This is a genomic window from [Empedobacter] haloabium (assembly GCA_008011715.2).
Classification (GTDB): domain Bacteria; phylum Pseudomonadota; class Gammaproteobacteria; order Burkholderiales; family Burkholderiaceae_D; genus Rugamonas; species Rugamonas haloabia.
Genome location: CP136508.1, coordinates 1,967,368 through 1,992,199 on the forward strand (window position 1 = coordinate 1,967,368; position 24,832 = coordinate 1,992,199).

Sequence of the window (24,832 nt, forward strand, 5' to 3'; positions counted from 1 at the left end):
ATGGAAGCCGTCAAACGCGTGCTGCGCCTGGGCGTCAAGGAGCTGTGGAGCCTGTGGCGCGATCCGATCATGCTGGCGCTGATCGTCTGGACGTTCTCGGTGGCGATCTGGATCGCCGCCACGGCGCGGCCCGATACGCTCACGCACGCGGCGCTGGCGATCGTCGACGAGGACGTGTCGCAGCTGTCCTTGCGGCTGCGCCAGGCATTCGCGCCGCCGCAGTTCAACCCGCCGGCGCTGCTGACGCACGACGCCATCGACGCCACCCTGGACGCCGGCCGCCACACCTTCGTGCTGGTGATCCCGGCCAGCTTCCAGCGCAATGTGCTGGCCGGGCGCCAGCCCGCCCTGCAGCTCAACGTCGATGCCACGCGCATGAGCCAGGCGTTTACCGGCAGTGCCTATATCCAGCAGATCGCCCAGGGCGAGATCGCCGAGTTCCTGCAGCGCTACCGGGGCACGCCGACGGCGCCCGTCGAGCTGGCGCTGCGCGCGCGCTTCAACCCGGCCTTGTCCGAGCGCTGGTTCGGCGGCGTCATGGAGCTGGTCAACAACGTCACGATGGTGTCGGTGATCCTGGCCGGGGCCGCGCTGATCCGCGAACGCGAGCACGGCACCGTCGAGCACCTGCTGGTCATGCCCGTCACGCCGCTCGAGATCCTGCTTGCCAAGGTGTGGTCGATGGGGGCCGTCGTGCTGCTCGCCGCGCTCTTGTCGCTGGTCTTCGTCGTACGCGGCGCCTTGGGCGTGCCGGTGGAAGGATCGGTGGCGCTGTTCCTGTGCGGGACCGCGCTGCACCTGTTCGCCACGACCTCGCTCGGCGTGCTGATGGCCACACTGGCGCGCAGCATGCCGCAGTTTGGCCTGCTGGTGATCCTGGTACTGCTGCCGCTGGAAATGCTGTCCGGCGCGACCACGCCGCGCGAGAGCATCCCGTTCGCCGTGCGCCAGCTGATGCTGCTGGCGCCCACCACGCATTACGTGGAGCTGGCGCAGGCGGTGCTGTACCGCGGTGCCGGCCTGGAGGTGGTGTGGCGGCCCTGCGTGGCGCTGGCCGCGATCGGCGCCGGCTTGTTCGTGCTGACCCTGACGCGGTTCCGGCATGCGATGGCGACCGGCCTGTAGCGCAGCTGCTCGACCGTGATAACCCGAGAGGAGAACGAAATGACGATGGACGACTTGTCACATGCGCGCGCTCGCGCGTGGCGGGAGCGGTCATGACGGCGCGACGCATCCTGCTGGTGCAGGGCCATCCCGACCCGGCCGGCGACCACCTCTGCCATGCGCTGGCCGCGGCCTATGCCGCCGGCGCCACCGCCGCCGGTCATACCGTCACGACGGTGACGCCGGCGCTGCTCGAGTTCCCGCTGCTGCGCAGCGCCGCCGAGTGGGAGCACGGCGGCGTGCCGCCCGGGCTGGCACAAGCGCAGGCCGCGCTCGGGCAGGCCGATCACCTTGTACTGGTGTTTCCGCTCTGGCTGGGCGACATGCCGGCGCTGCTGAAGGGCTTCCTGGAGCAGGTGGCGCGGCCCGGCTTCGCGCTGGCGCCGGACAGCCGCAACCCGCTGCGGGCCGGCCTGCTGAAGGGCAAGAGCGCGCGGGTGATCGTCACGATGGGGATGCCGGCCGCGTTCTACCGCTGGGTGTACCGGGCCCACAGCGTCAAGTCGCTGGAGCGCAATATCCTCGGCTTCGTCGGCTTCGCGCCGGTGCGGCACACGCTGGTGGGCACGGCCGGTCAGCTCGACGAGGCAGGCGTGCGGCGCTGGTGCGCGCGCCTGCGCCGGCTGGGGGCGCAGGCGCAATAGGACAGTTCAGTGTGCCAGCAGGACCGGCAGCACCGCATTGTCGAGTAAGGTGCGCGTGGTGCCGCCGGCCACCCATTCGCGGAAGCGGCTGTGGCCGTAGGCGCCCGCCACGACCAGGTCGGCGCCATGGCGCAGCGCGTGGGCCAGCAGGGCGTCGCCGACGTCCGGCGCGCCATCCGTTTCGACCGCCACTTCCACGTCGATGCCGTGGCGCGCCAGGTAGGTGGCGAGATCGGCACCGGGTTCCTCGCCGTGGCGGATGCCCAGCGGTTGCGGATCGATGACGACGACGCGTACGAAGCCGGCCTGGCGCAACAGCGGCAGCGCCGCGAGCACCGCCCGGCTGGCTTCCGCGCTGGCGTTCCAGCCGATCACGATGCGGTTGCCCACGGCCGCGCTCTGGCTGCCGTGCGGCACCACCAGCACCGGCCGGGTGCCGTGCAGCGCCACGTAATCCGGCACCCCGCTGACGATTGAGGTGCCGATGGCGCCGACATTGTCCTGGCCAACCACGATCAGGTCGGCGTAGGGCGACTGCAGCACGAGCGCGCGCTCGGCGTCTTCCTCGATCAGGCGCGTCTCCAGCGACGCGACGCCGAGGCGGCGCGCCTCTTCGGTAAAGCGTTCCAGTGCCGCGCTGGCACGCTCGCGCAGCTCGCTCAGGTCGACCAGCGGCAGGGCGCCGAACGGCGTGGCGGCAGCCATCGCATAGTCGCGCGCGGTGCTGCCGGTGACGGCGCTGCCGATCAGGTGGGCGCCGTGGCGTTCGGCCAATGCCGCGGCGATGCGCAGGCGGTCCAGGAAATGGCTGCCGTCGTCGACGTGCAGCACGATGGTCTTGTACATGATGGCTCCTTGGTTGGGCCGGCGTCAGCCGGGGTGGCGGTGCGGTACGCGTTCGGTGGACTCCTGGCACGCCACGCAACTGTCGGCGGTGGGCACGGCCAGCAGGCGTGCGGCGGGAATGGCGGCGCCGCAGTGGACACAGGTGCCGTAGCGGCCCGTGGCGATGCGGTGCAAGGCGCCGTCGACCTGGCGCAGGCCACTCGTCTCGTGGCCCAGCCAGGCCAGGTCGTCGGCCATTTCCTCATAGGCTTCGCTCGGGTCGACGCCGTCGGCGAGGTGGGCGGCCAGCCCGGCGGGAACGTCCTGGCCGCCTTCGTGCAGGCGCTCGCGCAGTTGTCTGGCGATCAGGTCGCGGCGCTGCCGCAGTTCGCTGCACAGGGCATCGCGCTGCGCGGTGGTGAGTGCCATGCTGGTCTCCGTTTGTCGTTGCATCATGTGCCCACTGTATTGTGACGTGGCAGTGCTGTCAGCCAACCGGTTTGACTGAAGTCAAAAATGCACCGATCATATTGTCTGCCGCGCCGTGTGGCAGTCCCAAGGAAGGAGCCCGCTTGAACATACCCGTCGCCGCCCGCAGCCTGGGCTGGCTGCTCGACGCGGCCAGCGATGCGATGCTGATCTGCGATGCCGGGGGCCGCATCGTGCTCGCCAACCAGGCGCTGGCCACGCTGTTCGGCCACGCGCACGATGCGCTGGCGGGACAGGCGCTGGAGGTCCTGCTGCCCGAGGGCACGCGTGCCGCCCATGCGCGCCTGCGCGACGCCTACATGGGCCGGCCAAGGCCGCGGCCGATGGGCGGCGGCCTGGCGCTCGAGGCGCGGCGGGCCGACGGCAGCGTGTTCCCGGTCGAGGTAAGCCTGTCGCCGCTGCGCGACCCGGACGGCGCGGCGCTGGTGCTGGCCACGATCCACGACATCAGCGAGCGCAAGCGCGCCGAGCACGCGCTGCAGGAAAGCGAGGCGCGCATGCGCGCCATCTTCGACACCGCGGTGGACGCCATCATCACGATCGACCAGCGCGGTCGCATGGAGCGCCTGAACCCGGCGGCGGAACGCATGTTCGGCTGGCGCGAGGCGGAAGTGGCCGGGCGCAACGTCTCGCTGCTGATGCCCGAGCCGCACCGGGCGCGGCACGATGGCTACCTGGACCACTACCTGCGCACGGGCGAACAGCGCGTCATCGGCCAGGGCCGCGAGGTGCAGGGCCTGCGCCGCGACGGCAGCGTGTTCCCGATGGAGCTGGCGGTCGGCGAGATGTGGATCGGCGGCGCGCGCATGTTCACCGGCCTGGTGCGCGACATCAGCGCGCGCAAGGCGGCCGAGGACGAGGCGCGCCGGCTGCTGCAGGAACTGACCGCCGCCAACGAGGAGCTGACCAGTTTCGCCTACGTCGTCTCGCACGACCTGAAGGCGCCGCTGCGCGGCATCGGCTCGCTGGCCGACTGGATCGCCACCGACCACGCCGACAAGTTCGACGACGAGGGCCGCGAGCACATGCGCCTGCTGATCAACCGGGTACACCGGATGGGCGCGCTGATCGACGGCATCCTGCAGTATTCGCGCGTCGGCCGGGTGCGCGAAACGCTGGCGGCGGTGGATCTGGACCGGCTGCTGGCCGAAGTGATCGACCTGCTGGCGCCCGCGCCCGGTGTCACGCTGCACGTGGCGACCGGCATGCCCGTCGTGATGGCCGAACCCACCCGCATCCGGCAGGTGTTCCACAACCTGATCTCGAACGCGCTGAAGCACATGGACAAGCCGGCCGGCGAAGCCAGGATCCGCGTGACGTGGGCGGACGAGGGCGAGCACTGGCGCTTTGCCGTGACGGACAACGGCCCCGGCATCGATCCGCGTCACTTCGAGCGCATCTTCCAGCTGTTCCAGACCCTGGCGCCGCGCGACCGCGTGGAAAGCACGGGTGTCGGGCTGGCGCTGGTGAAGAAGATCGTCGAGATGTACCACGGCACCGTCAGCGTCGCTTCCGCGCCCGGCGCCGGCGCCACCTTTTCCTTTACGCTGCCGAAGCTGGCGCCCACCCATGGAGCAACCCTGCGATGAAGATACCGAACCGACCGATCCTGCTGGTCGAGGACGACCAGGTCGACGTGATGACGATCCGGCGCGCGCTGCGCGAGATCCATGTGACGAACCCGGTCGTAACGGCCGAAAACGGCGAGGATGCGCTGCGCCTGCTGCGCGCCGGCGCAGGCGAGCCGCCCTGCATCATCCTGCTCGACCTGAACATGCCGATCATGAACGGCATCGAATTCCTGCAGCATGTCAAGGCCGACGAGACGCTGCGCCGCATCCCGGTGATCGTCCTGACCACGTCGGAAGAGCAGCAGGACAAGGTCAGCAGCTTCGACCTGGGCGTGGCGGGCTACATGGCCAAGCCGGTCGATTACCGCCGCTTCGTCGAGATGATGCGTTCGATCGACCTGTACTGGACCATCAGCGAAATGCCATGAAAGCCGGCCCGATCCGCATACTGGTGGTCGAGGACGACCTGGTCGATCGCATCGCCTGCCGCCGCACGCTGGCCGCCGCCGGCGGCACGTTCGAGCTGCTGGAAGCGGACAACGGCACGGCCGGCCTCGAGATCGCCGCCAGCGCCGCGCCCGACTGCATCCTGCTGGACTACCGGCTGCCCGACCTGACCGGACTGGAGTTCCTGGCGCGGCTGGCCGACTTGCGCCCGGGCCCGGGCCAGCCGCCGGTACTGATGCTGACGGGCGCCGACAGCGCTGCCGTGGCGGCCGAGTCGATCCGGCGCGGCGCGCGCGAGTATCTCGTCAAGGATGTCGAGGGCGCCTACCTGCAGCTGCTGCCGGGCGCGGTGGAACGCCTGCTGCGCGAGCAAAAGCTGATCGACGAGCAGCGCCGCATCGAGGCGCGCTTCCGTACCCTGGTCGAGCAGGTCCACGCGATCAGCTATGTCGTGGCCCTGGCGGCGCCGGACCGGCTGCAGTACATCAGTCCGCAGATCCGCATGCTCGGCTATACGGCCGAGGAGTGGCTGGCCGATCCCGCCCTGCACGGCGAACGCATGCTGCCGCAGGAGCGCGCCGCCTTGCTGCAGGCCATCCATGCCAGCCGCGTCGCGGGGCTGCCGCTGCGCCTCGAGTACCGGCTGCTGGCGCGCGACGGCAGGGTGCTGTGGTTCCGCGACCAGGCCGACCTGGTGCTGGCGGACGACGGCCAGGCCTTGCTGATGCAGGGCCTGCTGGTCGACATCACGGCCAACAAGGCCGCCGAGCAGGAGCTGGAGCGCTCCCATGGAGAGCTGCGCCGCCTGGCCGCCCACCAGGAATCGATCAAGGAGCAGGAACGCCAGCGCATCGCGCGCGAGATCCACGACGAACTGGGTGGCCTGCTGACCGGCATCAAGGCCTATATCTCCGTGGCGGCCGAGCGGGCCCGCACGGGCGAATCCAGCGCGGCGCTGCTGGACGATGCGGCCGGCCTGGCGCAGACTGCCATCGAGACGGTACGCCGCGTCATCACCGACCTGCGTCCCAGCGTGCTGGACCAGTTGGGCATCTGGGCCGCCATTGAATGGTATGCGGCCCAGGTGGCGCAGCGCTCGGGCCTGGCCTGCCACTGCGCGATCGAGGACGACGCGGCCGCGCTGGCACCCGACGGCGAATGCAGCATCATGCTGTTCCGCATCGTGCAGGAGGCGCTGACCAACGTGGTGCGGCATGCGCACGCCGGCCGCATCGACGTGCAAGTGCGGTTGGCCGGCACGATGCTGCAAGTCGCCGTGGACGACGACGGCAAGGGCATCGACGCCGGCGACGATCGCCGTGGCACCTGGGGCATCCTGGGCATGCAGGAACGTGCGCGCCGCTACGGCGGTGAAGTGACGATCGCGCGCCGCGCGGGCGCGGGCACCCAACTGCTGCTGCGCGTACCGGTGGAGGAACTGAATGGATAAGAAGATCGCGGTACTGCTGGTGGATGACCACACCATCGCGCGCAGCGGCGTGCGGCTGATGCTGGGCACCTGCGACGACATCGACGTGCAGGGCGAGGCGGCCAACGCGCAGGAAGCGCTCGAGCTGCTGCGCACGCGCGCCTTCGACGTCGCGCTGCTCGACATCACGATGCCGGGCAAGAATGGCCTCGACCTGCTGAAGTCCTTGCGCGCCGACTGGCCGCGCATGGCGGTGCTGATGCTGTCGACGTACTCGGAGGAGATCTATGCGATCCGTGCCCTGAAGCTGGGTGCGGCCGGCTACCTGACCAAGGACGTTCCCACCGCCGTGCTGACCGGGGCGGTGCGCAAGGCCGCCGCCGGCGGCAAATACATCAGTCCGGCACTGGTGGACAAGCTGGCCACGCTGATCGGCGGCGGCGCCGGCACCGCCACGCACGAGGAACTTTCCAATCGCGAATTCGAAGTGTTCAAGCTGATCGCCGCCGGCGAATCGCTGGTGCGCATCGGCGAGCTATTGCACCTGTCGCCCAATACGGTGACGACCTACCGTACCCGCATCCTGGAAAAAATGGGCATGGCCAGCAACGCCGACATGACGCGCTACGCCATCGAGCACGGCATCGTCTGATCCGACAAGCCGTGTAGGGGATCCCCGACAGCGATTTGTCGGCCTGCACCTACGCGAGCCTTCCGCCTTGCCCGATGTTGCGGCGCAGCGCCGCGCGCGATACTGGTTGCATTGCTTACGAACCAATATTGCGAGCCCAGCATGCACATCGTCCTGCATAATGAAGCCCCCGTGTCCCGCCCGGCAGCCGTGCGCTGCGCCCAGTGCGCCTTTCGCGAGCTGTGCCTGCCCGAAAGCCTGTCCGACGGCGAAGTAAACCGGCTCGAACAGCTGATCGGCCGCCGCCGCCGCGTGCTGCGCGATGACGTGCTGTTCCGTGCCGGCGCAACCGGCGGCATGCTGTTTGCCGTGCGCTTCGGCCACTTCAAGAGCGTGCAGCGCGACCGCCGCGGCGTCGAGCACATCACCGGCTTCCAGATGGCGGGCGACATGCTGGGCATCGATTCGATCGGCACCGGCCAGCACGCTAGCACCGTGATCGCGCTGGAGGACAGCGAAGTATGTGAGATTTCCTATGAAAAGCTGCAGGACCTGCTGGCCGAGATGCCGCGCCTGATGGCGCACTTCCACCGCATTCTCGGCCGCGAGATCCTGCGCGAGCAGGGCGTCATGGGCATGCTCGGCAATATTCGCGCCGACCAGCGCCTGGCCACCTTCCTGCTCGACCTGGGCGAGCGCTATGCCTCGCGCGGCTATTCGTCGCGCAGCTTCCAGTTGCGCATGTCGCGCGAGGACATGGGCGCGTACCTGGGACTGACGATCGAATGCATCAGCCGGCAACTGGCGACCTTCCGCCGTCACGGCTGGATCGCGCTGGACAAGCGCGCCATCGAGCTGATCCGGCGCGACGCACTGGTGGCGATCGCCGAGGGCCTGCAGCCGGACCAGCCGCACGATGCCCGCGCGGCCTGAAGCGCGCCGCCACCGATCCACTTCACTCACTTTACGCCCCACCGGGCAAGGAGCCGTCATGCAAGCACTGGTTTATCGTGGCCCGGGCCGCAAGGGCCTGGAGGAACGGGCGCGGCCGACGCTGCAACAGCCGGGCGACGCCATCGTGCGCGTGACCCGCACCACCATCTGCGGCACCGACCTGCACATCTTGAAGGGCGACGTTCCGGAGGTCGCGCCGGGCACGACGCTGGGGCACGAAGGCGTCGGCATCGTGGACGCGGTCGGCCCGGCGGTGTCGGGCCTGCGTCCGGGCGACCACGTGCTGATCTCGTGCATCACGGCGTGCGGCCGCTGCGCCTGGTGTCGCAAGGCGATGTATTCGCACTGCGCCGACGGCGGCTGGCTGCTGGGGCACCGCATCGACGGCACCCAGGCAGAGTACGTACGCATCCCCCATGCCGACACCAGCCTGCACCGGATTCCCGCCGGCGCGGACGAGGAAGCGCTGGTGATGCTCTCCGATATCCTGCCCACCGGCTACGAGTGCGGTGTCCTGAACGGCAAGATCGCCCCCGGGACCAGCGTTGCGATCGTGGGCGCCGGTCCGATCGGCCTGGCGGCGCTGCTGACGGCGCAGTTCTTCACGCCGGCCTCGATCGTCATGATCGACCTGGACGAGCACCGGCTGGCGCTGGCGTCGCGCTTCGGCGCCACCGCCGTCGTGCGGGCCGGCGCCGACACGGTGGCGCGCGTGATGGCGCTGACCGGCGGCCTGGGCGCCGATACCGTCATCGAGGCCGTCGGCATCCCGGCCACGTTCGAGTTGTGCGAGGAACTGGTGGCGCCGGGCGGGACGATCGCCAATATCGGCGTGCATGGCGAGAAATGCGACCTGCACCTGGAGCGCCTGTGGTCGCACAACATCACGATCACGACGCGGCTGGTCGACACCGTGACGATCCCGCAGCTGATGCAGGCCGTGGGGGCGGGGCGCCTCGATGCGGCGCAGCTGATCACGCACCGCTTCCCGCTGGCGCGCGTGATGGACGCCTACGATACGTTTGCCCGCGCCGCCGATACCAGCGCCCTGAAAGTCGTCATCGAGGTTGCGGCGCCCTGATGCCGGGCTGGCGGCGTGCCGTGGCCAGCTTGAACAGCTCCAGGGCCGCCACCGTGGCAAGGCCGATCGCGCCCGCCATCGCCAGCGTCGCGGGCGCCGGTGCCGCGAAGCGGAACAAGGCGGCAGCCGCGGGCACGTACAGCACCACCAGCAGCATCGCCAGCGCCGTGCCGGCAATGGCCCAGAACACCGGATTGGCGACCTTCAGCGCCGCCAGCACGCTGCCGTCGCGGGCCCGGTTCGACAGCAGCAGCGCCAGGTTGGCCAGCACCAGCGCGGCAAAGCCGAACGCGCGCGCCTCGGCCTCCGGCAGGTGCGTTACCGCGTAGGCATAGGCCGCCGCGACCATGACCAATACGCCCAGCCCTTCCAGCAAGGCATGGCCGATGGCGCGCCCGCCGAACAGCTGGCTCGAGCGCGCGCGCGGCGGCTTGCGCATGGCGTCGGGTTCGGCCGGTTCGTTCTCGAACACCAGGGCGCAGGCCGGATCGATCACCAGCTCCAGGAACACGATGTGCAGCGGGTACAGCAGCACCGGCCAGCCGAACAGCGCGGGCAGCAGGGCCATGCCGGCGATCGGCACGTGGATGGCCGCGACGTAGGCCATCGCCTTGCGCATGTTGGCGAAGATGCGGCGGCCAGCCGCGATCGCCTCGACGATGGAGGTGAAGCGGTCGTCCAGCAGCGTCAGTTCGGCGGCTTCGCGGGCAACGTCGGTGCCGCGCAGGCCCATCGCGATGCCGACATCGGCCGCCCTGAGCGCCGGCGCGTCGTTGACGCCGTCGCCGGTCATCGCCACCACGGCACCGCCGCGCTGCAGCGCCTGCACGATCGCCAGCTTCTGTTCCGGCACGATGCGCGCGCACACGGCCACCCCGGCCAGCCGTTCGGCCAGCGCGGCCGGATCGCCCAGTTCCAGCTCCGGACCCGTGGCAACGGCGCGCGCATCCAGGCCGGCCTGGCCGGCGATCGCCGCCGCCGTGTCGGGATGGTCGCCCGTGATCATCACCACGCGCAGCCCGGCGGCGGCGCAGGCCGCCATGGCGGCGGGGATTTCCGGCCGCAGCGGGTCCTCCAGCGCGCACAGGCCCACCAGTTCGAATGGCAAGCCGGCCGGATCCTCGGGCCAGGGGCCGGCGTGACGGGCCTGCGCGACAGCCAGCACGCGCAGCCCTTCGGCCGCCATGGCGGCGGCGGCCGCCAGCGCGGCGCCGCGCACGGCCGGCGGCGCGTGGCACAAGGCGATGACCGTTTCCGGCGCGCCCTTGGCGGCCAGCAGCGCCGCGCCGCCCTCGGGCGGCTGCCATGCCTGCATCAGTGCGCGCCGGTTCGAGCTCAGCCCGTATTCGTGCACCAGCAGCGCACCCGGCGCTGCTGGCGGTGCCAGTGCCGCATGGCGCTGCAGGGCGTGTTCGAGCGGGTCGTGCGAACGTTGCGGCGTGGCCAGCAGGGCCACGCGCAGCACCTCGGCCAGCGCCGCCGGCAGGCCCGGCGCGGGTGCGGCGGCGCTGCCGGCGCACCACAGGCGCCGCAGTGCCATGCGGTTTTCCGTCAGCGTGCCGGTCTTGTCGACGCACAGGACCGAGGTGGCGCCCAGCGTCTCGATCGCCGCCAGCCGGCGCGTCAGCACATGGCTGCGCGCCAGTCGCCACGCACCCAGTGCCGGGAACACCGTCAGCACCACCGTGAATTCCTCGGGCAGCACGGAGATGGCCAGGGCGACGCCGGCCAGCAGGGCCTGCAGCCAGTTGCCGTCGCGCCAGCCCACCAGCAGGACCAGCAGCGCGCTGGTGACCAGCCCGATCAGGGCGAAGCGCTTGGCCAGCAGGGCACTCTGGCGCTGCAGCGGCGATGGCGGGCGCCGCACCGCGCCCAGCGAGGTGCCGATGCGGCCGATTTCGCTGCGCGCACCGGTCGCGGTGACGCGGGCACGGCCCTGGCCCTGCACGACCAGAGTGCCGGAGTAGACCCAGGGCTGGTCGTCGCCACCTGGTCGCGCCGGGCCGGGCAGGTCCGGCGCGACCGCCTTGCGGACCGGTACGGATTCGCCCGACAGCAGCGACTCGTCGGCCATGATGCCGTGGCAGGACAGCAGCAGGGCATCGGCGGGCACGCGGGCGCCTTCGGCCAGCAGGATGATGTCGCCTGCCACCAGGTCGCGCGCCGGGATGCGCTGCTGGCTGCCGTCGCGCAGCACCAGCGCGAGCGGGCTGCCCAGTTCGCGCAGGGCCTGCAGGGCACGCTCGGTCTTGCCTTCCTGGTACAAGGTCATGCCAACGGTGGCGGCCACCATCAGCATCAGGAAGCCGCCTTCCAGCGGCTCCCCCAGCAGCAGGTACAGCAGGGCGGCGCCGCACAGCAGCAGGAACATCGGTTCGCGCGCGGCGTCGGCCGCGATCTTCCAGGCGGTGCGCGCCTCCCGTTCGGGCAGCGCATTCGGTCCGTCGCGCGCCAGCCGCCGTGCTGCCTCCGCGGCGGACAAGCCGTCCCGATCGGCCGCGCCGCCGCTCATGTCTGCAGCACGTAGCGGCCGGGAGCGGGCTCCAGGCCCACCGGGAGCGGTGGCGCGGCCACCAGCGGACCGGCCTGCCGGGCCAGCCAGGTCTCCCACGCCGGCCACCAGGAACCCTGCTCGACGGGGACGCAGGCGTGCCAGCGTTCGGCATCGATAAAGGCGGTGTCGTGCCGGTGCGTGGCGACCTGGTAACTGCGGTTGCTGCTGTCCGGCGGCGCCACCACGCCCACGTTGTGTCCGCCCGAGGTCAGCAGGAAGGTCACGTCGGTATCGGCCAGCAGCACGATCTTGTACACCGAGCGCCACGGCGCCACGTGGTCGGTCAGCGTGCCGACGGCGAACACGGGCACTTCGATGTCCGTCAACGCGACCGGACGGCCGCCGACCAGGTAGCGGCCATGCGCCAGGTCGTTGTTCAGGAACAGCTGGCGCAGGTATTGCGTGTGCATGCGGTAGGGCATGCGGGTGGCGTCCGCGTTCCACGCGATCAGGTCGGAGTCGCGGTCCGGCAGGTTCAGCAGGTATTGCTTGAGCCGGCGCGACCAGATCAGGTCGTTCGAGCGCAGCAGCTGGAAGGCACCGGCCATCTGGCGCGTGTCCAGGTAGCCCTGGCTCCACATCGCCGCTTCCAGGTAGCTGACTTCGCTCTCGTCGATGAACAAGGAGAGCTCGCCGGGCTCGGTGAAGTCGACCTGGGCCGCGAGCAGGGTGATGCTGGCCAGGCGTTCGTCGCCGTCGCGCGCCATGGCCGCCGCGGCGATCGACAGCAGCGTGCCGCCCAGGCAGTAGCCGCAGGCATTGACCCGGGCCGCCCCGTTCTGGGCGCAGATCGTGTCGAGCGCGGCCATCACGCCGAGCTTGCGGTAGTCTTCCATGCCGAGCTCGCGGTCGCTGGCGGTCGGGTTCTTCCACGAGATCATGAAGACCGTGTGGCCCTGGTCGACCAGGTAGCGCACCAGCGAATTATGCGGCGACAGGTCGAGGATGTAATACTTCATGATCCATGCCGGCACGATCAGCAGCGGCTGCGCGTGCACCTGTGGCGTCACGGGGTCGTAGCGCAGCAGTTCGATCAGGTCGTTGCGCAGCACCACCTGGCCGGGCGTCACCGCCACGTCGCGGCCCGGCAGGTAACGGCTTTCGGGCCGCACCGCGCCGCTGGCCGCGGCCCAGTCGGTGGCGGCGCGGATCGCGCCGGCGACCAGGTTGGAGCCGCCGGCGGCCAGCGTCGCACCCTGCACCACCGGGTTGGTCGCCGGGAAGTTGGACGGCGCCACGCAATCGAGCAGCTGGCGGGTCACGAAGGTAACGACCTCGCTGTGGTGGCGCGACACGCCGCGCACCCCCATCGTGGCGTGGTGCCACCACTGCTGCTGCAGCAGGAAGCCTTGCGACAGCACGTTATAGGGCCAGCGTTGCCAGGCCGGATCGGTGAAGCGGCGATCCTGCGCCAGCGGTTCGATCACGTGCGACGGGTCGAGATGCGGCTGGGCGGCCGCGGCCGCGTAGCGCCACCAGCGCGCCAGGCTGGTGGCGCCGTGCAGCGCCAGTTCCTGCTGTTTCGATGGGGCCAGCAGCAAATGGCTGGCCCAGTCGAACCAGGCGGTGGCCAATGCCGCCGGCGAGACCGAGCCGGTCATGCGTGCCAGCAGGGCGTTCAGCAGCAGGTCGGCGGCGGCGCTGTCGGTGCCCTGTTGCGGGGCGTCGTGCAGCGCGCCGCCCTGCCAGGCGCTGCCTTCGGGCTGGTAGGCGCAAACGGCGGTGAGAGGGGCGCGGGTCATGCGGTGTTCCTTATGATGGCGGGCGCTTCAATGCGCCAGCAGCAGCGGCATGGTCGTGCCGGCGAGCAGGTCGCGGGTGGCGCCGCCGGCGATCCATTCGCGATAGCGGCTGTGGCCGTAGGCGCCCGCCACCAGCAGGTCCGCGCCGATTTCGCGGGCCAGGCCGAGCAACGCCGGCGCGGCGCCAACTTCGCTGCGCTCGCATACGACCTCCACCTCGACCCCATGGCGCGCCAGCCACGTGGCCAGGTCGGCGCCCGGCTGTTCGCCGTACAGGCCGTCCGTCTCGTCCGGATTGATCAGCGCGACCTTGACGGCGCGCGCCGAGCGCAGCAGGGGCAGAGCGCCGGTCACGGCGCGGGTCGCCTCCATGCTGCCGTTCCAGGCCACCACCACGGTGCCACCGGCCGCGTCGCCGGGATAGTCTTCCGGCACCACGAGGACGGGACGGGTGCCGTGCAAGGCCACGAATTCCGGCAGGCTGGCGCCCAGGTGCAGGCGGGTCGGCGCGGCGCGGCTGACGACGATCAGGTCGGCATAGCGTGCCTCGAGCAGCAGCGCATGGCCGGCGTCGTCCTCGATCAGGCGCTGCTCCCAGGAGGCGATGCCGAGCCGCTCGACCTCGCGCGTGAACGCCGTCAGCTGGGCCTGGCCGTGTTCGACCAGCCGGTCGAAGTCGCTGTCCGGCAGTGCCGCCATCGGCGAAGTGCCGAGCAGTAAGTAGTTGCCGCGGCTGATGCCGGTCACGGCGCTGCCGACCAGATGGGCTTCATAACGGGTGGCAAGGCCGGCCGCCACCGCCAGGCGGGAACGCATCTGCGGCTTGTCGTCGACGTGGACCACGATGGTCTTGTACATGGTGTGCTCCTTGATCGGGCGCCGCGTGGCGGCGCCGGGGTTGGTGGGTCTGCAGGGCCAGTGTACGAACCGCGTTGACGCGCGTCTGCGCTTGCGTTTGACCTGGGTCAAGTAGCCTGCAAAGAAGCCGTGTCAGCCCGGATACAGCCCGCCGTTGACGTCGATCGTCGCACCGGTGATGTAGCCGGAGGCCTCGTCGGCCAGGAAGGCGCAGACGCGCGCGACCTCCTCGGGCCGGCCGAGCCGGCCGAGCGGTATGCCGGCCACGATCTGCTCCAGCACGTCCGGCCGTACCGCGGCGACCATCGCCGTGTCGCAGTAGCCGGGCGCGACCGCATTGACGGTGATGCCGCGCCGCGCGTTTTCCAGTGCGAGCGCCCTGGTGAAGCCGATCACGCCGGCCTTGGCCGCCGCATAGTTGACCTGGCCGGCCTGGCCCCGGCGCCCGTTGACCGAGGACAGGTTGACGATGCGTCCGTAACCGCGCGTGCGCATGCCTTCGATGACGGCTCGCGTCATGTTGAACATCGAGTCCAGGTTGGTGTGGATGACGTCCTGCCATTGCTCCTGGCTCATGCGGTGCAGCGGGCCGTCGCGCGTGATGCCGGCATTGTTGACAAGGATATCCACCGCGCCCAGTTGCTCGACGACGCGCGCCACGCCGCGCTGGCACGCCGCCTGGTCGGCCACGTCCCAGCGCAGCACGCGGATGCCGTGCTGCTGCGCGAACTCGGCAGCCGCCGCTTCGTTGCTGTGATACGTGGCCGCGACCCGATGGCCGGCCTGCTGCAATGCCACCGAAATCGCCGCGCCCAGCCCGCGCGTGCCTCCTGTCACCAATGCGACCTTGCTCATGGATTCCTCCTTGTCCAGTGCGGGGCTCGATTGCCGCCGTCATGGCCAGCATACGGGCGCGGCGGCCAGCCGGCCGCGCGCCCGGCGGGAAAATTGCCGTGTCGTTTGATCCTGATCATGCGCGCCGCCGCGGCGGGCGCAAGGCGTGCAGTACAGTTGTCGTGGCCCGATGCGGCATCGGCATGGGCGGACGCGGGCATGACGCCGCGGTACTGCTGAACAACTGGAGAATGCAATGGTTCGCGCACACTGGAGCCCCGACCTGCTGTTGGGGGAACCCGTCATGGATACGGCGCATCGCGCCCTGTATGACACGCTGGGCAAGCTGACCTTCGTGCCGGCGACCGATTTCGCCGCGGCCTACCATGCCTGCGTGGCGGCGCTCGAGCGCGACTTCCGCGAGGAAGAGGAGGCGATGGAACGCATGCGCTACGCCGCGCTGCGCGGCCATCGCGAACAGCACGCGCGAGCGCTGGCGGGGCTGCACCACGCGGCGGCCGCGCTGGCCGAAGGCGATCCGCAGCCGGCGCACCATGCCGTCGACTTGCTGGCCGAATGGTTGCAGCTGCATATCACGACCATGGACCGGGCCCTCGTCATGGCCCTGCGACGGGCCCAGGGCGTGACGGCGCAGCCGGAATGACGGGAACGTCCTGGCTGTCGCGGGCCTTGCCGTGGCGCGCCGTCCGGCACGGCGCTCTGCTGCTGCTCATCTGCGTGGGTGGCGGCGCCGTCGCGCAAGAACAGGACCCCGGGCAAATCCGCGCATTGCTGGCTGACCAGGCGGCGCAGGCGCCGGCCCGGCGCGAGGATGCCGCCGTGCTGGCGCGCTTCTACGCGGAGCGCGGCTACCGCCTGGCCTGGCGCGCATCCGCCGACGTGCAGGCCGCGCTGGCCCTGCTGGACGGCGCGGCGGACCATGGCCTGGAGCCGGCCGATTATGCGGCGGCGCGGGATGCCGTGGCGCGGCTGGGTGGCGGCGACGCGAGCGCCGCCACGGGTGCCGACGTCATGCTCAGCCGCGCTGTCCTGCGTTATCTGGTCGACCTGCATGCCGGCCGCACCCGCGGCACGGTGCTGTCGTCCGACGCACGGCCCGAGCAACGTTTCGACGCGGCCGCGCTGCTGCAGGAAGCGCTTGCCGGTCATGGTCTGGCCGGGCTGGAGGCCCGAGCCGTGCCGCATTTCGGCTTGTATGGCCGGCTGCAGGACGCGCTGCGCCGCTACCGTGCGATGGCCGCGCAGGGCGACACGGCGGTGCCGGCCAGTGTCGCGCCGCGTACCGCTGGGGCCGACGCACGCGACAGCGCCGCCTTGCGACGCCGGCTGGTCGAGCTGGGCGACCTGGCCGACGGGCCAGGTGACGACGGGCAGCTGGTCGCGGCGCTGCGGCGCTTCCAGCAGCGTCACGGCCTGGGCGCGGACGGCATTGCCGGTCGCGCCACGCTGGCCGCGCTGAACGTGCCGCTGCGCGAGCGTGTGCGCCAACTGGCCTTCGCGCTGGAACGGCTGCGCTGGCTGCCGGCGTTGCCGGAACGGCGCGTGGTGGTGATCAACCTGCCGTCGTACCGGCTGTGGGCGGTCGACCGTCACGCCGGGGAGGCACGGCCGGTGCTGGACATGCCGGTCATCGTCGGCAAGGCCCTGCGCACGCCGACGCCGGTGTTCATCGGGACGATGCGCCAGGTCGAGTTCAATCCGTACTGGAACGTTCCCCCCAGCATCCTGCGCAACGAGTTGCTGGCGCACGTGGCGCGCGATCCGGATTATCTGCGCCGCAACAATATGGAAGTGGTTCTGGCTGGCGCCGCGACGCAGGACGTCGATGCCGCAATCCTGGGCCGCCTGCGCAGCGGCGCGGCGCGGGTGCGGCAGCGCCCGGGGCCCGACAACGCGCTGGGCGCCGTCAAGTTCGTGCTGCCGAACTCGATGAACATCTACCTGCACGGCACGCCGGCGCGCGCGCTGTTCGAACGTGCCCGGCGCGATTTCAGCCACGGCTGCATCCGCGTGCAGGACCCGGCCGCGCTGGCCGGCTTCGTGCTGGTCGAGCAGGGCTGGGACGCGGCCGCGGTGGCGCAGGCGATGGCGCCGGGCACGACGCGGGTGGTCCGTCTGCAGGCGCCGTTGCCGGTAGTGATCTTCTATACGACGGCGATCGCGGAAGCCGATGGCACGGTAACGTTCCTGGCGGACGTGTACGGGCTGGATGCGGCGCTGGCGCGGCGCTGGGATGCGCCCTGATCGGAAGAATGTGGCCCGGATTTGACGCGGCAGTAACTCTTCGCTAGAATGGCGCCTCTCGCGTTGCATGGCAGGGCGGGGTTCTACAGCGTTCGCTCTGCGCGCGGTGGAAAAAGGAGAGGTGGCAGAGTGGTCGAATGTACTTGACTCGAAATCAAGCGATGGGGCAACCCATCCGTGGGTTCGAATCCCACCCTCTCCGCCAGAACAAATAAAAACGGCCTCCCCTGCGGGAGGCCGTTTTTATTTGTCTGGACGGAAGAGGGTGGGATTCGAAGACGAGCGCCTACCGGCGCTCGGCTCTCCGAATCGCCCATCTGCTGGCGCTTCGCGCCAGCGCCGCGCGCCGGGGGCGCGCGACATGTGCATCGTCTGTCATCAAACCCAGGCGCGCCTCCCCTGCGGGACGCCGTTTTTATTTGTCTGGACGGAAGAGGGTGCGCCAAGGCGGCAGTTTCGAAGACGAGCGCCTACCGGCGCTCGGCTCTCCGAATCGCCCATCTGCTGGCGCTTCGCGCCAGCGCCGCGCGCCGAGGGCGCGCGATGTATGCGTCGTCTATTGCCGAGAGAGACGAGCGCAACGCGCAAGGCTCTCGCAGCGTGCGGCGCACGCCAAAACCGGTGCAAGCGCGCCAGCGCGCAGCCCGGCCCCGCGCAGCGCAGACCCGCGCAGCGCAGACCCGCGCAGCGCAGACCCGCGCCGCCACGACCCTGAACCCGAGCACCCCCGCACGGCCAACCGCGTGCCGCGCCAATACGACAGTCCCTTAACCTCCCAAGTCGCGCAGGCGTTCATACCCACCCGCCCTGTGCGTGTACAGCTTCGCCAGGTCGGCCGGCACCCGTATATGCTCGAAGTGCTTCAGCTCGATGGCGAGAAACGCCAGCTTGCTGTCGGTCGCGGTTCGCGTCATGCCCACCTCGACGGCCTTCAGCGCGCTGATCCAATACCAGCCGTCCATGCCCGCGTCGCAATCCGAAAACGCATACCACAGCGGAAGGCGGAACAGCCGTTCGAACGCCACGGCCTTTTTCAACTCCGTCTCCAGCTCCAGCGTGAAGCCGTGCGAACACTTCTTGTTCTTGGCGTCGATGGCCAGCAAGCCGACGCCCTCGACCAGCATCAGGAAATCCGGGCGCTTGACGGCGCCCCGGAACAGCGGGGCGAACGAACCGGGTGCCTGGCAAATCGCGACGTATGGCAGCAGATGCCGGCTGAACCAGTCGTTCAGCTGGCGCTCGCCCTCCGCACCCTTGTCGATACCATTGCGCTCCGGCGCTTGCGTCACACTGTCCTGGCTGCGCCCTGTTGCCGTTTTAGCTTGCATGGTGCCTCCGTCCGCGCTGAACACATACGCCAGTCTAGCCCACGGACGGTTGGCGTCGCGTGACACCTGTCGCGAGCGGGGCCGCATACCACAAGCGCTGCCGGCTGGTTTTGTAAAGAAACAACAAGTCGTTAAAAGATTGATCACGAACGTTGTAAAACTGGCTTTACTTTACAAAATCTGCAACAATAATGTTCTTCAGGATATAAAAGTTAATAACGCGTAAGGAGCATCACGCGACAGTTGACCGCCGCTGGCCAAGACCTCGCCACGCCATCCTGTCCTTTCATCTACCCTTATTTGAACTGCCGGCCACGAGCCGGAACGACAACGCATGAGCGATCTTTCACTGGCCAGTACCATCCACGTCTACGAGGACACTTCCGTCAACCTGGCGCTGCGCGACATCCTCGCGCAAGCCGGCTACACCAGCGCCCAGGACGTCACGATTTCCGAGTTCGTCGCCATCCTGCCGGACGGCACCCGGGTCTTCGACAACACGCCGCTGTTCGGCACGGTTGACGAGCAGACGCTGTACGTGCGTCCCGGCGCCTGGCAGCCGAACTACAACGGCGGCTTCTCCACCTATGAATTCCTGGTCGCGGGCGAGGACGGCGACCTGGTCACCCTGACCCTGAAGATCGTCGTCGATCCCGTCAACGACGCGCCGTTCGGCGCCGACCGTTCCTACGACCTGGCCGACCGCACCCCGGTCGTGCTGGGCGAGGACGCCTTCGGTTTCCGCGACCCGGTCGAGGGCGACGCTTTCCAGTCCGTCATCATCACGGCGCTGCCGCTGGCCGGCCAGGTGCTGCTGCGCGGCGCCGCGATCGCCGCCGGCACCGAAGTGACGGCGCTTGAGCTGCGCGCCGGCGTGCTGACCTTCGTGCCGTCCGCCACGACGGGCGGGGTGGTCGAAGTCGGCTTCCACGTGCGCGACAACGGCGGCACCGTGGGCCCGGGGGCGCAGGACACCAGCGTGGCCGAGAACCACCTGACCTTCAAAGTGCCGGTTCCCACGCCGCCGGACAACCCGCCGCCGACCGGCGGCGAGGGCGCACTGGCCCAGCTGGGCGACACCATCTGGGAAGACGGCAACGGCAACGGCATCCAGGACGCCGGTGAACGCGGCATCGCCGGCGTGACGGTCGAACTGCTGGACGCCAGCGGCGCCGTCGTCAAGACCACCACCACCGGCAACGACGGCCAGTACTTCTTCAACGTGGCCGCCGGCAGCTACACGGCGCAGCTGCGCGCCCCGAGCGGCTACGTCGTCACGGCCAAGGGCCAGGGCAGCGACCGCGGCGCCGACAGCGATTTCGATGCCAGCGGCCGCACCGACGCCATCAAGCTGGCGCAGGGCGAAGTCAATAACGCGGCCGACGGCGGCCTGTATCGTGCGGCCTCGCTGACCAGCCAGGCCTGGCTGGACGCGGACCGCGACGGCGTGCGCGACGCCGGCGAGACGGCCGTGGCCAATGTGAAGGTCGTGCTGCTCGACAGCGCAGGCCAGGCCGTGGCCAGCGCGGTGACCGATGCCAATGGCGGCTACACGTTCGCCAACCTGAAGCCGGGCAGCTACAGCCTTAAGTTCGACAGCGCGACCTTGCCGGCCGGCCTGAAGTTCACCACGCCGGGCCTGGACTCGGCCGCGCGTGACGACGGCAGCACGGCCTCCGTCACGCTCGCTTCCGGCGCGCACGCCACGCTGGCCGCCGGCCTGGTGGACGAGATGGCCACCATCGGCGACCGCGTATGGGAAGACCGGAACGGCAACGGCACGCAGGACAGTGGCGAGACCGGCATCGGCGGCGTCACCGTGCAGCTGAAGGACGCCACCGGCAAGATCGTCGCCAGCACCACCACCGACGCGGCCGGCGCCTACAGCTTCAAGGCGGCCGCCGGCACGTACAGCGTGGCCGTGAAGGCGCCCACAGGCTACCTGGCCACGACGGCCGACGCGGGCGACGACGCCACCGACAGCGATATCGGCGCCAATGGCGCCACCGCCCAGTTCACCGTGCGTGGCGGCGACAAGCTCGCCACCATCGACGCGGGCCTGTACCGCGCCGCCTCGCTGGGCAACAAGGTCTGGTACGACTGCGACGGCGACGGCATCCAGGACAGCGGCGAAGCGGGCATCGGCGGCGCCAGGGTGACGCTGCTGGACGGCGCCGGCAAGGCGCTGGCGACGACGACGACCGACTGCAACGGCCTGTACCAGTTCGCCAACCTGAAGCCCGGCAGCTACAGCGTGCAGTTCGACAAATCGGCACTGCCTTCGGGCTACGTAATCACGCGGCGCGACGCCGGCAGCGACGACGCGCGCGACTCCGACATCGGCGCGGACGGCCGCTCGCACCAGGTCACCCTGGTCTCGGGCGAGAACAACACCAGCGTGGACGCGGGCGTGACGGCGGCGGCCTCGGTCGGCAATCGCGTATGGGAAGACAGCGACTTCGATGGCGTGCAGGATGCCGGCGAGGCGGGCGTGTGCGGCGTCACCGTGCGCCTGTACGATGCCGCCCACAACCTGCAAGCTTCCACCGTCACGGCCGCCGATGGCAGCTATAAGTTCGGCAACCTGCAGGCCGGCAGCTACAGCGTCGAAGTGGTCAAGCCGAACGGCTGGTATACGACCAAGGCCAACATGGGCAGCGACAGCCTGGATTCCGACTTCCGCGACCTGGCCGGCGGCAGTGCAGGCAACACGTCCAGCAGCGGCACCTTCACGCTGGCCGCGGGCGAGCAGAACACCAGTATCGACGCGGGCCTGTACCGCAAGGCCAGCATCGGCGACAAGGTCTGGCGCGACGCCAACCACAACGGCGTGCAGGACCGCGGCGAGGAAGGCATCGGCAAGGTCAAGGTCGCGCTGTACAACGCCGCCACCGGCACGCTGGTCGGCAGCACCGTCACGGACGCCAAGGGCGCCTACCTGTTCAGCAACCTGGACCCGGGCAGCTACTACCTGAAGTTCGACAAGACCAATGTGCTGTTCACCGACCTGAGCAACCGCACCTACTCGATGAACGACTGGAAGTGGGGCGTCAAGAACACCGGCAGCAACGACGCGATCGACTCCGACGTCAACGGCGACGGCATCAGCAAGGTCGGCGTCAGCTACACCGACACCACGTTCCTGTCCTCCGGCGAGAACGACATGAGCTGGGACGCGGCCATCACGCCGATCGCCATCGACCTGAACGGCGACGGCATCCACACGATCGCCCGCGCCGACTTCCACGGCAGCTTCGACCTGCTGGGCACCGGCCGCGCCATCCAGTCCGGCTGGCTGTCCGCCGGCGATGCCTTCCTGGCCATCGACGCCAACGGCAACGGCAGCATCGACGGCATCGGGGAACTGTTCGGCGGCGCGGCCAAGGGCAGCGGCTTCGCCAAGCTGGCCAGCTTCGACAGCAACGGCGACGGTGTCGTCGACGCGCACGACGCGCAGTTCGGCGCCTTGGCGCTGTGGCAGGACGCCAACAGCAACGGCCGCACCGATGCCGGCGAGCTGATCTCCCTGGCGCAGGCCGGCGTCACGGCCCTGGGCGCAACGTTCGAGGAGCTGCCGTTCCTGGATGCGAACGGCAACCTCCACCTGGAGCGCAGCAGCGCCGTCGTCAACGGCCATGCGGCCGACATGACGGACGTGTACTTCAACGTCGCCGCCGCCGACGCGGCCGCCGCCGGCATCGCGGCGCCGAACATGGCCCAGCTGGTCGGCCAGCCGGAACTGCAGCAGCCTGTCCTGTAATCGCACTCACTACAACGAAAAGAAGACACCATGAAAACCATCAAACCCATCGTCCAGATCATCGCCGCCGCCACCCTGGCCATGGCGGGCGCCGCCCACGCCGGCGTCATCGTCAACTCCGTCGCCTCGCAGGGCCTCACGACGCAGGCCGGCGCCAACTTCGGCAGCGCCAGCATCGCCCGCACCGTGCCCGTGTGGAGCGTGACGGACGACGCCACGCTGCTGGCCTTCTGCATCGACCCTACCACGCCGATGTTCACCACCACGACGACGTATGCCGGGACGACCAACGCCGTCTTCGACGACGACGTCAAGCGCCTGTACTCGCAGTACTACTCGAGTATCGACTATTCGGGCATGGGCCAGGTGACGGGCGCCAAGCGTGTGACGGCACTGAGCTTCCAGCTGGCGCTGTGGGAACTGATTGCCGACGACGGCAACCTGGCCAGCGGCGCGCTGGCCGTTGTAATGAGCGACAACGGCCCCAAGGCGCAGATCATCATCAACGGCGCGGCCGCCATGCTGGCGACTGCGCAGGACGAGAGCCTCGCCATCGAAAACAAGTACCGCTTCACCACCTACGCGGCGGCCGGTTCGCAGAGCGTGGTGACGGTCAGCGCCGTGCCGGAGCCGTCGTCGCTGGCGATGTTCGGCCTCGGCCTGGCCGCGCTGGGCTTCGTCGCGCGCCGCCGCCGCGGCTGATCCGGCAACGCGGCGCCAGCGCCCGCGATCGTTGCGCCGGCGCGCAATCGTGCGCCCGGCGCCAGCGTGCTACATTCGCCCTCACCGAAAAGCAAGCGGCGAGGGCAGTGCATGTTGGGATTTACCGCACTCGAACTGGCCAGGATCCAGTTCGCGTTCACGATGGCGTTCCACATCGTATTTCCGGCATTGACGATCGGCATGGCCAGCTACCTGGCCGTGCTGGAAGGCTGCTGGCTCGTCACGCGCCGGGCCGTCTACCTGGATCTGTATCATTACTGGCTGCGCATCTTTGCCGTGACGTTCGGCATGGGCGTGGTGTCCGGCATCGTGATGGCCTACCAGTTCGGCACCAACTGGAGCCAGTTCTCCGAATTCGCCGGCGGCATCACCGGGCCGCTGCTGGCCTACGAGGTGCTGACCGCCTTCTTCCTGGAGGCGGGCTTCCTCGGTGTGATGCTGTTCGGGCGTACGCGCGTCGGGCCGGGCCTGCATTTCTTCGCCACCTGCATGGTGGCCCTGGGCACGCTGATCTCGGCCACCTGGATCCTGGCCTCGAACAGCTGGATGCAGACGCCGCAGGGCCATGCAATCGTCAACGGCCGCGCCGTGCCGGTGGACTGGCTGGCCGTCATCCTGAATCCTTCCTTCCCGTACCGGCTGGCCCACATGGGCACGGCGGCCTACCTGTCGACGGCGCTGTTCGTGGGCGCTGCCGGCGCCTGGCAGCTGCTGCGCGGGCGCGACGGCGCGGCGGTGCGCAAGATGCTGTCGATGGCGATGTGGATGGTGCTGCTGGTGGCGCCGCTGCAGGCGGTGATCGGCGACCTGCACGGCCTGAACACGGCGCGCCACCAGCCGGCCAAGCTGGCGGCGATGGAAGGGCACTGGGACAACCGTCCCGGCGAGGCGCTGCCACTGCTGCTGTTCGGCATCCCGGACATGCAGGCGGAACGGACCCGCCATGCCGTCGGCATCCCGCACCTGGGCAGCGTGATCCTGACGCACAGCTGGAACGGCCAGGTGCCCGGCCTGAAGCAGTTCCCGGCCGACGAGCGGCCGAACGCCCTGATCGTATTCTGGAGCTTTCGCGCGATGGTGGGCCTGGGCCTGGCCATGATCGCGCTGGGCGTGTGGAGCCTGTGGCTGCGCCGCGGCGGCCGCCTGTATGGCCAGCGCCGGTTCCTGCGTGCGGCCGTGGCGATGGGGCCGGCCGGGCTGCTGGCCATCCTGGCCGGCTGGGTCACGACCGAGGTGGGCCGTCAGCCGTGGGTCGTGTACGGCCTGCTGCGCACGGCCGACGCGGTGTCGCCGCATGGCGCCGGCACGCTGGCGCTGACCTTGGCGCTGTTCGTCGTCAGCTACCTGTTCGTGTTCGGCGTCGGCATCGCCTACGTGCTGCGGCTGGTGCGCAAGGGGCCGCAGGCGGCCGACCTGCAGCAGGCGCCGCAGGGCGGCCCGGGCGCCGGGCGCACGCCGGCCCGGCCGCTGTCGGCGGCGCAGGAGGGGGCGGACGAGGGATTGCCGTTGCCGCCTGACCGGGGAGGGGATTGA

The 24,832-nt window shown here is 69.8% G+C and carries 20 protein-coding genes and 1 tRNA gene; 14 read left to right on the forward strand and 7 right to left on the reverse strand.

What is annotated here, in order from left to right; translation table 11 throughout:
* Both E7V67_008575 and E7V67_008580 read left to right on the forward strand, forming a co-directional pair.
* Complete coding sequence (locus tag E7V67_008575; protein WUR15144.1) at positions 1 to 1,125, forward strand: ABC transporter permease; 1,125 nt, start codon at positions 1 to 3, stop codon at positions 1,123 to 1,125.
* 92 nt (positions 1,126 to 1,217) lie between these two features.
* Positions 1,218 to 1,808, forward strand: a complete 591-nt coding sequence (locus tag E7V67_008580) for an NAD(P)H-dependent oxidoreductase (GenBank protein WUR15145.1) — start codon at positions 1,218 to 1,220, stop codon at positions 1,806 to 1,808.
* A 6-nt stretch (positions 1,809 to 1,814) separates the two neighbouring features.
* On the opposite strand, the gene E7V67_008585 is transcribed toward E7V67_008580, so the two are convergent.
* Together E7V67_008585 and E7V67_008590 are read right to left on the reverse strand one after the other, a co-directional pair.
* Positions 1,815 to 2,654 carry a universal stress protein gene (locus tag E7V67_008585; GenBank protein ID WUR15146.1) on the reverse strand — a complete coding sequence of 280 codons (840 nt, stop codon included), beginning with the start codon at positions 2,652 to 2,654 and terminating at the stop codon, positions 1,815 to 1,817.
* Positions 2,655 to 2,678: 24 nt separating this feature from the next.
* Positions 2,679 to 3,062 carry a TraR/DksA C4-type zinc finger protein gene (locus E7V67_008590; protein ID WUR15147.1) on the reverse strand — a complete coding sequence of 128 codons (384 nt, stop codon included), beginning with the start codon at positions 3,060 to 3,062 and terminating at the stop codon, positions 2,679 to 2,681.
* Positions 3,063 to 3,205: 143 nt separating this feature from the next.
* Between E7V67_008590 and E7V67_008595 the strand changes: the two genes are divergently transcribed.
* From E7V67_008595 to E7V67_008620, 6 genes are all read left to right on the forward strand, one after another.
* Positions 3,206 to 4,711: a PAS domain S-box protein gene (locus E7V67_008595; GenBank protein ID WUR15148.1), complete on the forward strand. Its 1,506-nt coding sequence runs from the start codon at positions 3,206 to 3,208 to the stop codon at positions 4,709 to 4,711.
* On the forward strand, positions 4,708 to 5,121 hold the full coding sequence (locus E7V67_008600) for a response regulator (GenBank protein WUR15149.1): 414 nt from the start codon (positions 4,708 to 4,710) through the stop codon (positions 5,119 to 5,121). Before E7V67_008595 ends, E7V67_008600 begins: the two co-directional genes overlap by 4 nt.
* Entirely contained in the window at positions 5,118 to 6,590 is a 1,473-nt protein-coding gene (locus tag E7V67_008605; GenBank protein ID WUR15150.1) for a response regulator, read from the forward strand. Before E7V67_008600 ends, E7V67_008605 begins: the two co-directional genes overlap by 4 nt.
* Entirely contained in the window at positions 6,583 to 7,221 is a 639-nt protein-coding gene (locus E7V67_008610) for a response regulator transcription factor (GenBank protein WUR15151.1), read from the forward strand. The genes E7V67_008605 and E7V67_008610 overlap by 8 nt, the downstream gene beginning before the upstream one ends.
* 141 nt (positions 7,222 to 7,362) lie before the next feature.
* Positions 7,363 to 8,133 carry a helix-turn-helix domain-containing protein gene (locus E7V67_008615; protein WUR15152.1) on the forward strand — a complete coding sequence of 257 codons (771 nt, stop codon included), beginning with the start codon at positions 7,363 to 7,365 and terminating at the stop codon, positions 8,131 to 8,133.
* A gap of 58 nt (positions 8,134 to 8,191) precedes the next feature.
* Complete coding sequence (locus E7V67_008620) at positions 8,192 to 9,235, forward strand: zinc-dependent alcohol dehydrogenase family protein (protein ID WUR15153.1); 1,044 nt, start codon at positions 8,192 to 8,194, stop codon at positions 9,233 to 9,235.
* Here the strand turns inward: E7V67_008620 and E7V67_008625 are convergent.
* The 4 genes from E7V67_008625 to phbB all read right to left on the reverse strand — a co-directional run bounded on the left by E7V67_008625 (position 9,213) and on the right by phbB (position 15,244).
* Positions 9,213 to 11,747 (reverse strand): cation-translocating P-type ATPase, encoded by a 2,535-nt coding sequence (locus E7V67_008625; GenBank protein ID WUR15154.1) that lies wholly within the window; start codon positions 11,745 to 11,747, stop codon positions 9,213 to 9,215. The two genes, E7V67_008620 and E7V67_008625, sit on opposite strands and share 23 nt — an antisense overlap.
* Complete coding sequence (locus tag E7V67_008630) at positions 11,744 to 13,531, reverse strand: alpha/beta fold hydrolase (GenBank protein WUR15155.1); 1,788 nt, start codon at positions 13,529 to 13,531, stop codon at positions 11,744 to 11,746. The genes E7V67_008625 and E7V67_008630 overlap by 4 nt, the downstream gene beginning before the upstream one ends.
* Before the next feature lie 27 nt (positions 13,532 to 13,558).
* Positions 13,559 to 14,389: a universal stress protein gene (locus E7V67_008635; GenBank protein WUR15156.1), complete on the reverse strand. Its 831-nt coding sequence runs from the start codon at positions 14,387 to 14,389 to the stop codon at positions 13,559 to 13,561.
* 132 nt (positions 14,390 to 14,521) lie between these two features.
* Positions 14,522 to 15,244 (reverse strand): acetoacetyl-CoA reductase, encoded by a 723-nt coding sequence (phbB, locus tag E7V67_008640; protein ID WUR15157.1) that lies wholly within the window; start codon positions 15,242 to 15,244, stop codon positions 14,522 to 14,524.
* Positions 15,245 to 15,479: 235 nt separating this feature from the next.
* On the opposite strand from phbB, the gene E7V67_008645 reads away from it, so the two are divergent.
* The 3 genes from E7V67_008645 to E7V67_008655 all read left to right on the forward strand — a co-directional run bounded on the left by E7V67_008645 (position 15,480) and on the right by E7V67_008655 (position 17,693).
* Positions 15,480 to 15,887 (forward strand): hemerythrin domain-containing protein, encoded by a 408-nt coding sequence (locus E7V67_008645; protein ID WUR15158.1) that lies wholly within the window; start codon positions 15,480 to 15,482, stop codon positions 15,885 to 15,887.
* Positions 15,884 to 17,488: a L,D-transpeptidase family protein gene (locus E7V67_008650; protein WUR15159.1), complete on the forward strand. Its 1,605-nt coding sequence runs from the start codon at positions 15,884 to 15,886 to the stop codon at positions 17,486 to 17,488. Before E7V67_008645 ends, E7V67_008650 begins: the two co-directional genes overlap by 4 nt.
* Positions 17,489 to 17,603: 115 nt before the next feature.
* Positions 17,604 to 17,693, forward strand: a tRNA-Ser gene (locus E7V67_008655).
* 562 nt (positions 17,694 to 18,255) lie between these two features.
* Here E7V67_008655 and E7V67_008660 read toward each other — a convergent pair.
* The gene (locus E7V67_008660; protein ID WUR15160.1) at positions 18,256 to 18,816 is read right to left on the reverse strand and encodes a hypothetical protein; all 561 of its coding nucleotides are present in this window, start codon (positions 18,814 to 18,816) and stop codon (positions 18,256 to 18,258) included.
* Between the two features lie 334 nt (positions 18,817 to 19,150).
* Between E7V67_008660 and E7V67_008665 the strand changes: the two genes are divergently transcribed.
* The 3 genes from E7V67_008665 (at position 19,151) to E7V67_008675 (ending at position 24,832) form a co-directional block, all read left to right on the forward strand.
* The gene (locus tag E7V67_008665; protein WUR15161.1) at positions 19,151 to 22,576 is read left to right on the forward strand and encodes an SdrD B-like domain-containing protein; all 3,426 of its coding nucleotides are present in this window, start codon (positions 19,151 to 19,153) and stop codon (positions 22,574 to 22,576) included.
* A 30-nt stretch (positions 22,577 to 22,606) separates the two neighbouring features.
* Positions 22,607 to 23,278: a PEP-CTERM sorting domain-containing protein gene (locus tag E7V67_008670; protein ID WUR15162.1), complete on the forward strand. Its 672-nt coding sequence runs from the start codon at positions 22,607 to 22,609 to the stop codon at positions 23,276 to 23,278.
* A gap of 111 nt (positions 23,279 to 23,389) precedes the next feature.
* Positions 23,390 to 24,832 carry a cytochrome ubiquinol oxidase subunit I gene (locus E7V67_008675; protein WUR15163.1) on the forward strand — a complete coding sequence of 481 codons (1,443 nt, stop codon included), beginning with the start codon at positions 23,390 to 23,392 and terminating at the stop codon, positions 24,830 to 24,832.

Coding starts and splice junctions, on each gene's coding strand:
- E7V67_008575 (WUR15144.1), top strand. CDS start 1: ATGGAAGCCGTCAAACGCGTGCTGCGCCTGGGCGTCAAGGAGCTGTGG.
- E7V67_008580 (WUR15145.1), top strand. CDS start 1,218: ATGACGGCGCGACGCATCCTGCTGGTGCAGGGCCATCCCGACCCGGCC.
- E7V67_008585 (WUR15146.1), bottom strand. CDS start 2,654: ATGTACAAGACCATCGTGCTGCACGTCGACGACGGCAGCCATTTCCTG.
- E7V67_008590 (WUR15147.1), bottom strand. CDS start 3,062: ATGGCACTCACCACCGCGCAGCGCGATGCCCTGTGCAGCGAACTGCGG.
- E7V67_008600 (WUR15149.1), top strand. CDS start 4,708: ATGAAGATACCGAACCGACCGATCCTGCTGGTCGAGGACGACCAGGTC.
- E7V67_008605 (WUR15150.1), top strand. CDS start 5,118: ATGAAAGCCGGCCCGATCCGCATACTGGTGGTCGAGGACGACCTGGTC.
- E7V67_008610 (WUR15151.1), top strand. CDS start 6,583: ATGGATAAGAAGATCGCGGTACTGCTGGTGGATGACCACACCATCGCG.
- E7V67_008615 (WUR15152.1), top strand. CDS start 7,363: ATGCACATCGTCCTGCATAATGAAGCCCCCGTGTCCCGCCCGGCAGCC.
- E7V67_008620 (WUR15153.1), top strand. CDS start 8,192: ATGCAAGCACTGGTTTATCGTGGCCCGGGCCGCAAGGGCCTGGAGGAA.
- E7V67_008625 (WUR15154.1), bottom strand. CDS start 11,747: ATGAGCGGCGGCGCGGCCGATCGGGACGGCTTGTCCGCCGCGGAGGCA.
- E7V67_008630 (WUR15155.1), bottom strand. CDS start 13,531: ATGACCCGCGCCCCTCTCACCGCCGTTTGCGCCTACCAGCCCGAAGGC.
- E7V67_008635 (WUR15156.1), bottom strand. CDS start 14,389: ATGTACAAGACCATCGTGGTCCACGTCGACGACAAGCCGCAGATGCGT.
- phbB (WUR15157.1), bottom strand. CDS start 15,244: ATGAGCAAGGTCGCATTGGTGACAGGAGGCACGCGCGGGCTGGGCGCG.
- E7V67_008645 (WUR15158.1), top strand. CDS start 15,480: ATGGTTCGCGCACACTGGAGCCCCGACCTGCTGTTGGGGGAACCCGTC.
- E7V67_008650 (WUR15159.1), top strand. CDS start 15,884: ATGACGGGAACGTCCTGGCTGTCGCGGGCCTTGCCGTGGCGCGCCGTC.
- E7V67_008660 (WUR15160.1), bottom strand. CDS start 18,816: ATGCAAGCTAAAACGGCAACAGGGCGCAGCCAGGACAGTGTGACGCAA.
- E7V67_008665 (WUR15161.1), top strand. CDS start 19,151: ATGAGCGATCTTTCACTGGCCAGTACCATCCACGTCTACGAGGACACT.
- E7V67_008670 (WUR15162.1), top strand. CDS start 22,607: ATGAAAACCATCAAACCCATCGTCCAGATCATCGCCGCCGCCACCCTG.
- E7V67_008675 (WUR15163.1), top strand. CDS start 23,390: ATGTTGGGATTTACCGCACTCGAACTGGCCAGGATCCAGTTCGCGTTC.